Annotated in this window: 1 protein-coding gene; it reads left to right on the top strand. The window is 32.6% G+C overall.

Annotation, left to right across the window (positions count from 1 at the left end):
- A partial coding sequence (locus QWI17_RS05680) for an endonuclease (protein WP_302721545.1) occupies positions 1–301 on the top strand: 301 nt, incomplete at both ends.

Raw genomic sequence — 301 nt, 5'->3', positions numbered from 1 at the left:
AAATGGCCACAAGATGTAACAGGGCAAGCTAAATTAATCAATGGAGGTTTTTATCCTGGTGATGAATGGACGGGAGATGTCGCACGAATTATTATGTATATGTATTTACATTATGGTTTGGAAACCGACCCTAAATTGGTTGCGTATAACAATACAACAACTAATAATGATGGAATGCCAGATATGTTTTTAAAATGGAACGTACAAGACAAAGTTTCAGAATTTGAAAAAGTAAGAAATGAAATCATTTATGAAACACAAGGAAGTCGAAATCCTTTTATAGATAATCCATATTTAGCAA

Source organism: Gilvimarinus gilvus (assembly GCF_030518155.1).
In the GTDB taxonomy this organism is placed as follows: Bacteria; Pseudomonadota; Gammaproteobacteria; order Pseudomonadales; family Cellvibrionaceae; genus Gilvimarinus; species Gilvimarinus gilvus.
The sequence above is the reverse complement of the archived record's forward strand: the minus strand, read 5'-3'. Positions and strand labels throughout refer to the sequence as shown.